Here is a 6937-nt window from a genome sequence, read left to right as displayed (position 1 = left end):
GATCAGCAGCACGAGGTCGAAGGTTCTCGGCAGGGCCAGGGTCTGGATCGGGGAGCACACGGTCTCGGTGCCGCGGATGTGGGCGAGCATCTCGGGTGACTCGTCGACCGCGACGACCTCGTGTCCGAGTTCCAGCAGGCGGTGGGTGATCCGGCCCACGCCCGCGCCGAGCCGGCTCCCTCAACCCCTGCACCAGTCAAGCCGCGTCATATGGTCCGCTGGATCATAGCGAACTTCGACCTCCTACGTGCCATGGCTCTCCGCAACTGATCACCGAACGTGATCGCTCCCCATAGATCGCGCTAGGGCCCAATTGGGCGACCGCTGACACTACCGGCTCTGCCATGTGGGGGTGTCGTCCTCGTCCCACTCCAGTTCGTCGATCAGGTCGACCACCCCGTGGACCCGCAGTGCCATCCGGGCCGCGATCAGTGTGTCACTGCGCCGTGCCATGCGGCCGCTCAGCTTCGCGATGCCCTGGTGCACCGTGACCTTCACCTGGGAGGTGTCCACCCACAGGGAGTGATCGAGAACGTCCTCCCTGATCTCGCGGGCGATCTCGTCGTCCTGACGCAGGAACACCTTGAGCAGGTCCTGACGGCTGACGATGCCCTCCAGCCTGCCCTCCCGGTCGACCACCGGCAGGCGCTTGACGCCGTGCTCGTCCATCAGCCGCATCGCGGACACCACCGGGGCGTTCGGGGCGATGGTGACGGCGGGCGCGGTCATCAACTCGGCGGCGGTGTCGCCGTGGGCCTTCTGCTCGGCCGAACGCCCCTCACGGCTGAGCCGGTACCGCAGCCGGGCGCGCAGCGGCGGCCGGTAGCCCTCGCGGTAGTACTGCTCCTTGAACTCCTCCTTGGCCAGCAGATCCGCCTCCGAGACGACGCCGAGGACGTGGTTCTCGGCGTCGACGACCGGCACCGCGCTCACTCCATGGGCGATGAGCACCTCGGCGACGTCCTTGAACGGCGTGCTGCCGTTGACCGACGCGACAGCTCGCGTCATGACCTCGCTCACCTTTACGCGCATCGTTTCCTCCTCAAAGGGTGGAAGCTCCTCTTTCATTGGACAGCGGCACCCGTCCCGTGTTGAGGGTCGGAAGTCCTTCATCGGCGGTCTTTCGGTCCTGGTACCGCGGTCGATGTTCGGGGCTGATTGACAATACGCAAAATGTGATGTGCAATATTTTGCATGCCGGTCCCGAAAAGCCGAGGTCTCGTCGCCAAGTCCCTGTTGCGGGAGGACGCCTACCGCGCCCTCCGTGACGCGATCGTCGACGGCACTCTCGCGCCCGGCGAACGCCTCAACGACGCCGACCTGATCAGCTGGCTGGGCATCAGCCGCACACCGATCCGCGAGGCACTGGTCCGTCTCGAACAGTCAGGTCTCGTACAGACGAAACCGGGCCGGTTCACCATCGTCAGCCCGCTGGACGACAGAGAGACCCGCAGCGCCCAGTCCGTCGCCGCGGCCATGCACGAACTGGCCGTACGCGAAGCGGTGCCGGTGCTGTCGGACGGGGAACTCGATCTGATGCGCCAGGCCAACGAGCGATTCGCCGTGGCGCTGCGGCGCGGTGACGTCGACGGGGCGCTGGCCGCCGACGACGATTTCCACGCGGTCGCCGTCACGGCGTGCGCGAACAACGTGGTCGGGTCGGTGCTTGAGCAGGTCACTCCCGCGCTGCGCCGAGTCGAGCGGCTGCGCTTCTCCTCGCTCACCGGCCGGGGGTCCGTGGAAATGCACGACGAGATCATCGCGCTGTGCGCGGCCGGGGATGTCGAAGGCGCCGCGCTGGCCGCGCGGGCCAACTGGCAGACCCTCGCACCGCTGCCGGACTCGGCGACCGGGGACACGGCCGGCAGCACGTGGAAACTCTCAAGCTGAATCACCCCGGAAATCCAAGGAGCACGACATGTCCCTCGCGGACTTTCCCCGCCATCCCCTGCTGTTCGGGCCGAGCCCGGTGCACCCGCTTGATCGACTCACCGCGCACCTGGGCGGAGCGCGAATCTGGGCCAAGCGGGAGGACTGCAACAGCGGTCTCGCCTTCGGCGGCAACAAGACCCGCAAGCTGGAATACCTGATCCCCGAGGCACTCGCCCAGGGCGCCGACACCCTGGTCTCCATCGGCGGTGTGCAGTCCAACCACACCCGCCAGGTCGCGGCGGTCGCGGCCAAGCTGGGGCTGAAGGCCCTGCTGGTCCAGGAGAGCTGGGTGGACTGGCCCGACTCGGTCAACGACCGGGTCGGTAACATCCTGCTCTCCCGGATCATGGGTGCCGAGGTACGGCTGGTCGACGAGGGGTTCGACATCGGCTTCAGGGACAGCTGGGAGCAGGCCCTCGCGGAGGTGCGGGAGGCGGGGGGCGTACCGTACGCGATCCCGGCAGGGGCATCCGACCACCGCCTCGGCGGTCTCGGCTTCGCCAACTGGGCCTACGAGGTCCAGCGGCAGGAGCGGGAGCTCGGCGTGTTCTTCGACACGATCATCGTCTGCAGCGTCACCGGTTCCACCCACGCCGGGATGATCGCCGGCTTCGCCGGTCAGGAGCGTCCCCGCCGGGTGATCGGTATCGACGCCTCCGCCAAGATCGAGGCGACCCGGGCGCAGGTGGAGAGGATCGCCCGTAACACCGCCGAGCTGATCGGCCTCGGGCGTGACCTGCGGGAAGACGAGATCACCGTGCTGGAGGGCTGGGCCGGTGACCTCTACGGCATCCCGGTCTCCTCGACGCTGGACGCGATGCGGCTCACCGGTGGCCTGGAAGGCATGATCATCGACCCGGTGTACGAGGGCAAGTCCATGGCCGGGCTCATCGACCTGGTCAGGAGCGGTGAGATCGGTCCGGACTCCAACGTTCTCTACGCCCACCTAGGCGGGCAGCCCGCCGTCAACGCCTACAGCGCCCTCTTCCGCTGACCTCCGCGTCCCCTGACGACCCGGCTTCCGGAAACGGAAACCTCGTCGCACAGGTCCAGGAACGCCGGGCGCGGCCGGAGAGCACCGTGCCGATGCTTCCCGGGTCACAAAGTCAGCAGTGCCGCGTAACGGTCGAGGTCGACGTTGCCCCCACTGATGATCACGCCGACCCGCCGCCCGCGCAACTGGGGGGCGAGGTTGCGGACGGCGGCGAAACCGAGGCATCCGGTGGGCTCGACGACCATTTTCATGATGGACCCGAAGATCCGCATGCCCTCGACGAGTTCGGCATCGGTGGCGGTGAGGATGTCGTCGACATCGCGGCGGATGATGTCGAACGGGTAGGTGCCCAGGTGCTGGGTCTGCGCGCCGTCGGCGATGGTCTTCGGGGTGTCGATGTGGACGATGCTGCCCTGGCGCAGCGATCGCCGGCCGTCGTCGCCCGCTTCGGGTTCGACGCCGTACAGCGCGCACCCCGGTGACAGCGCCCGGGTCGAAAGCGCCGTGCCGGAGAGCAACCCGCCGCCGCCCAGAGGTACGAAGAGTGCGTCGAGCTCACCGACCTCGTCGAACAGTTCCTTGGCGGCGGTGCCCTGACCGGCGATCACGTGAGGGTGGTCGTACGGGGGGATCAGCGTGAGGCCGCGGTCGGCGGCCAGCGCGCGGCCGATCTCCTCCCGGTCCTCGGTGTAGCGGTCGTAACGGACGACCTGCCCGCCGTAGCCCTCGGTGGCGGTCACCTTCGCGGCCGGCGCGTCGTGCGGCATGATGATCGTGGCCGGGATGTCCAGCAGCCGGGCGGCCAGGGCGATCGCCTGGGCGTGGTTGCCGGAGGAGTAGGTGATCACGCCGGAGCGTCGCTGGTCGGGGGTGAACCGCGACAGGGCGTTGAACGCGCCGCGGAACTTGAACGCGCCCACGCGTTGGAAGTTCTCGCACTTGAACACCACGTCGGCGCCGACGCGTTCGTTGATCAGTCGCGAGCGCAGCACCGGGGTGCGGTGGGCCTGTGACGCGATGCGGGCGGCGGCGCTCCGGACATCGTCATAGGTCGGCGGCTGGGGCATCGGCTGGCTCTTTTCTGTCGGACACGGCTGGGGCCACACCTTGACGACCTGGGGCCGGGGGTGATCCGCGTTCCTCCTGCAAAGGCAGGATCTTACCCAGAGCGCGGAAAGCGCCCCTTCCACTCCCTATGGTGGTGACAAGCTTGACATGTTCTCGATAGTCAATCGAACGTATTTCCCGAAATGCGCGCTCACCGCTCAAGCGCGTTCTAATATTTCCTGGCGCGCTCAGAGGCGGCCCCCATGCGGTGAGCACCAAACCGCCGCGCGATGTCGACTCCACCGTCCCGGCGAAGGACCAGACCCAAGGAGAACCGCATGATCGATGTCACCCGGCAGATCAATGCCGTACGGCGACAGGTCGGCAGCCGCGTGCTCGAGGCGGGTGAGGCGCGTGTCGTGACCGTCAGCCAGACATACGAAACCGAGATCGAAGACCTCTGGGACGCCTGTACCAATCCCGAACGCATCCCCCGGTGGTTTCTGCCCATCTCCGGTGACCTGCGGCTCCACGGCCGCTATCAACTCCAGGGCAACGCGGGCGGAAGGATCGAGCGTTGCGACCCGCCCAAGAGCTACGCCGCCACCTGGGAGTACGGCGGAGACGTCAGCTGGATCGAAGTCCGGCTGACGGCCGAGCCCGGGGGCGGGACGCGTTTCGAACTGGAGCACACCGCTCATGTCGACGACGAGAGGTGGGAGGAGTTCGGGCCCGGCGCGGTCGGCGTCGGCTGGGACATGGGACTCATCGGCCTGGCCGTCCACCTGTCGTCCGGACAGGCCACAGACCCGCAGGAGGTCGCGGCATGGGCGGCCTCCGACCAGGGCAGGCGGTTCATGTCGCTCAGCAGCCTGGGATGGTACGAGGCGGATGTCGCGGCAGGAGCGGACGAGGCCGGCGCGCGGGCCGCGGCGGATCGGGTCACGGCCGCCTACACCGCCCGCTGAGGGATCGGGCGAGCCCTGACGCGTCGGGCCCGGCCGGGAGATCGGCGAACGGGTGGTGAAAGCGGCAGAGGTGGACGTGGACCGATGCGCGCGGTGCGCCGTCCGGGCTAGCATCGGGTCGTCCGGTCTGAACGGGTGGGGCGGATCCGGCCCCTCGGCGGGTCCCGGCATGGGCGGCCGGTGCCGGAACCGCCCCGTGGATCCGGTTGTGGGGTGCCCGAGCCGGTCGGGCGGTGGGAAGGTCGATTGATGAGGAGGAGAGTGGTGATCCGGCGCGGCAGGCAGGCCGGATCCTTGGGCCGGAGGGTTCCGGCAGGATCAGATAGAGCGTTGCGATTCTCTGTGTAGGTGGTGTTGTGGTGGCAGTCGGTACGATCCTTCGTTTCGACGAGGTACGCGGATACGGTTTCATCGCCGCTGTCGGAGGGGGCGAGGATGTGTTCTTCCACGCCAACGACTTCGGTGAGAACCGGCATGTGGTTCAGCCCGGTCTCCGGGTGGAGTACGAGGTCATGGAGGGTGAGCGCGGCCTGAAAGTGTCGACGGTCAGCCTCGTGGACCCGCCGCCGACGCGGCGGCCGGTCGCGGTGACGCCGTCCTCGGTCGCCTCCCAGCAGCTCGGCGACGACGACGGCGTGTGTGACGTGCTGTCGGCGAAGTCCTTCAGCGGTGCGGTGACCGAACTGCTCATCGAGCACGCGCCCACGCTGACGGGCGCGCAGATCGGGCAGGTCAGGCAGCATTTCCTGGCGTTCGCCCGATCCCACGGCTGGGTCGACGACTGACGCCTCTCGCGGTGGGTCCTGCGCGTCCTCCTGGATGCGCGGGCCGTGGCCGGTTCGGTTGCCGAACGAGAACCAGCCGATGTCGGCGAAGCCGGTGGGGTGCCCGCCGGTGAAGATGGGCCGGGCCGTCTCTCCGCTTCGCGGACTGAGCGGCGGAGCGAAGATCATCAGGGCGCCGATCCCGGCGTGGCCCGAGATCCGGTCCGAGATCCGGTCCGAGATCCGGTCCGAGATCCGGTCCGAGATCCGGTCCGAGATCCGGTCCGAAACGGCAGGCGCCGTGGCCCGTCGGGTGTTAGGAGGGCCGAGGGGTCTCCGTCGAGGGCTGCACGACCACCAGGGACCTGTCCACCGGGATGGAGGCGACCAGGAGCCGGGTCGCCGCGGCGTATCTGGACAGGACGACCACCTTGTTGCTCTTCACGTCGATGTAGCGGACGCTTCCTCCGGTCGGGTGGTTCGGCAGAGACTCGTCGAGTTTCTGTTTGATCGCCCTGAGCTTCGCGAGCGACGCGGTAACGATCTTGGGTTGGGCGCCCGCCGCGACGATCCGGGGGATGTCGGCTGTGCTGGTGGTGGCCACCACGAGGGTCTCGGAGAGGGTTCCCATGAGCCAAGATCCGCCGAAGCAGTCGCGGAGCATGTCGCGGAGTCCCGCCTCGACCACCGTCAGCCGGGCCTCGTTGCGCAGCCGGGTCTCTGCCTGTTTCCTGGTGAGACCGAAGTCGCGTTGGAGTGCTTCGATCACGCCCGGTGGTAGCCGGTCGATGGGATCCGGCGGTGGCTTCCGTTTCCCGGCGGTCAGGACGGCAACGGCGCCGGCTTCCCGGACCGGGACGACAGCCGGGATGACCGACGGCGTAAGCGCGGTGAGCGTCAGAACGCACCCCGCGGTGACGATGTGCCTACGGGACATGAGTCTCTCCTCGACCCCGGCTTCTCCGGACGTGAGGGGACCCCGTATCCGCGGTCAACGACGCGATACGGGTGATGTAACTCTAATTCAGCCGTCGCCGGTCACGACCGCAGGGGTCGGACGCCACGCGGGTGGCGATTTCGAACGGAGCCACCGGCGCGTCGCGGCTCCCGCGGGGAAAGCCGGCCTGCCGGTCGCCGCCGGAGACTCCCCTCGGGGGCGGCGACGCCACGCCACGCCACGCCTGAACAGCGCGGATGCCCGCCTGGGGAGTCCGTTTCACGCACACTGTGAC

The 6937-nt window shown here is 68.3% G+C and carries 7 protein-coding genes and 1 pseudogene; 4 read left to right on the top strand and 4 right to left on the bottom strand.

What is annotated here, in order from left to right:
• Positions 1 to 15 precede the first annotated feature (15 nt).
• Both OG884_RS37805 and OG884_RS37350 read right to left on the bottom strand, forming a co-directional pair.
• A pseudogene (locus tag OG884_RS37805) lies at positions 16 to 159 on the bottom strand (hypothetical protein); the annotation flags it as partial.
• 171 nt (positions 160 to 330) lie between these two features.
• Complete coding sequence (locus tag OG884_RS37350; RefSeq protein ID WP_326640830.1) at positions 331 to 1032, bottom strand: CBS domain-containing protein; 702 nt, start codon at positions 1030 to 1032, stop codon at positions 331 to 333.
• A gap of 162 nt (positions 1033 to 1194) precedes the next feature.
• Here OG884_RS37350 and OG884_RS37345 point away from each other — a divergent pair, with 162 nt between their 5' ends.
• Together OG884_RS37345 and OG884_RS37340 are read left to right on the top strand one after the other, a co-directional pair.
• Positions 1195 to 1890, top strand: a complete 696-nt coding sequence (locus tag OG884_RS37345) for a GntR family transcriptional regulator (protein ID WP_326640829.1) — start codon at positions 1195 to 1197, stop codon at positions 1888 to 1890.
• A gap of 28 nt (positions 1891 to 1918) precedes the next feature.
• Entirely contained in the window at positions 1919 to 2926 is a 1008-nt protein-coding gene (locus OG884_RS37340) for a 1-aminocyclopropane-1-carboxylate deaminase (RefSeq protein ID WP_326640828.1), read from the top strand.
• A 104-nt stretch (positions 2927 to 3030) separates the two neighbouring features.
• Here OG884_RS37340 and OG884_RS37335 read toward each other — a convergent pair whose 3' ends face one another.
• Positions 3031 to 3993, bottom strand: a complete 963-nt coding sequence (locus OG884_RS37335) for a threo-3-hydroxy-L-aspartate ammonia-lyase (RefSeq protein ID WP_326640827.1) — start codon at positions 3991 to 3993, stop codon at positions 3031 to 3033.
• A 318-nt stretch (positions 3994 to 4311) separates the two neighbouring features.
• Between OG884_RS37335 and OG884_RS37330 the strand changes: the two genes are divergently transcribed.
• Both OG884_RS37330 and OG884_RS37325 read left to right on the top strand, forming a co-directional pair.
• Positions 4312 to 4941 (top strand): SRPBCC family protein, encoded by a 630-nt coding sequence (locus tag OG884_RS37330; RefSeq protein WP_326640825.1) that lies wholly within the window; start codon positions 4312 to 4314, stop codon positions 4939 to 4941.
• Between the two features lie 359 nt (positions 4942 to 5300).
• On the top strand, positions 5301 to 5726 hold the full coding sequence (locus OG884_RS37325; RefSeq protein WP_326640823.1) for a cold-shock protein: 426 nt from the start codon (positions 5301 to 5303) through the stop codon (positions 5724 to 5726).
• A gap of 295 nt (positions 5727 to 6021) precedes the next feature.
• On the opposite strand, the gene OG884_RS37320 is transcribed toward OG884_RS37325, so the two are convergent.
• Positions 6022 to 6642: a S1 family peptidase gene (locus OG884_RS37320; protein WP_326640821.1), complete on the bottom strand. Its 621-nt coding sequence runs from the start codon at positions 6640 to 6642 to the stop codon at positions 6022 to 6024.
• Between the last annotated feature and the right edge of the window lie 295 nt (positions 6643 to 6937).

The organism is Streptosporangium sp. NBC_01755, assembly GCF_035917995.1.
In the GTDB taxonomy this organism is placed as follows: Bacteria; Actinomycetota; Actinomycetes; order Streptosporangiales; family Streptosporangiaceae; genus Streptosporangium.
Note: the sequence above shows the minus strand (reverse complement) of the source record. Positions and strands in the feature narration are given on the sequence as shown.

Excerpts from the sequence above, each read along its gene's own strand:
- OG884_RS37350 (WP_326640830.1), bottom strand. The coding sequence starts at position 1,032 with ATGCGCGTAAAGGTGAGCGAGGTCATGACGCGAGCTGTCGCGTCGGTC.
- OG884_RS37345 (WP_326640829.1), top strand. The coding sequence starts at position 1,195 with ATGCCGGTCCCGAAAAGCCGAGGTCTCGTCGCCAAGTCCCTGTTGCGG.
- OG884_RS37340 (WP_326640828.1), top strand. The coding sequence starts at position 1,919 with ATGTCCCTCGCGGACTTTCCCCGCCATCCCCTGCTGTTCGGGCCGAGC.
- OG884_RS37335 (WP_326640827.1), bottom strand. The coding sequence starts at position 3,993 with ATGCCCCAGCCGCCGACCTATGACGATGTCCGGAGCGCCGCCGCCCGC.
- OG884_RS37330 (WP_326640825.1), top strand. The coding sequence starts at position 4,312 with ATGATCGATGTCACCCGGCAGATCAATGCCGTACGGCGACAGGTCGGC.
- OG884_RS37320 (WP_326640821.1), bottom strand. The coding sequence starts at position 6,642 with ATGTCCCGTAGGCACATCGTCACCGCGGGGTGCGTTCTGACGCTCACC.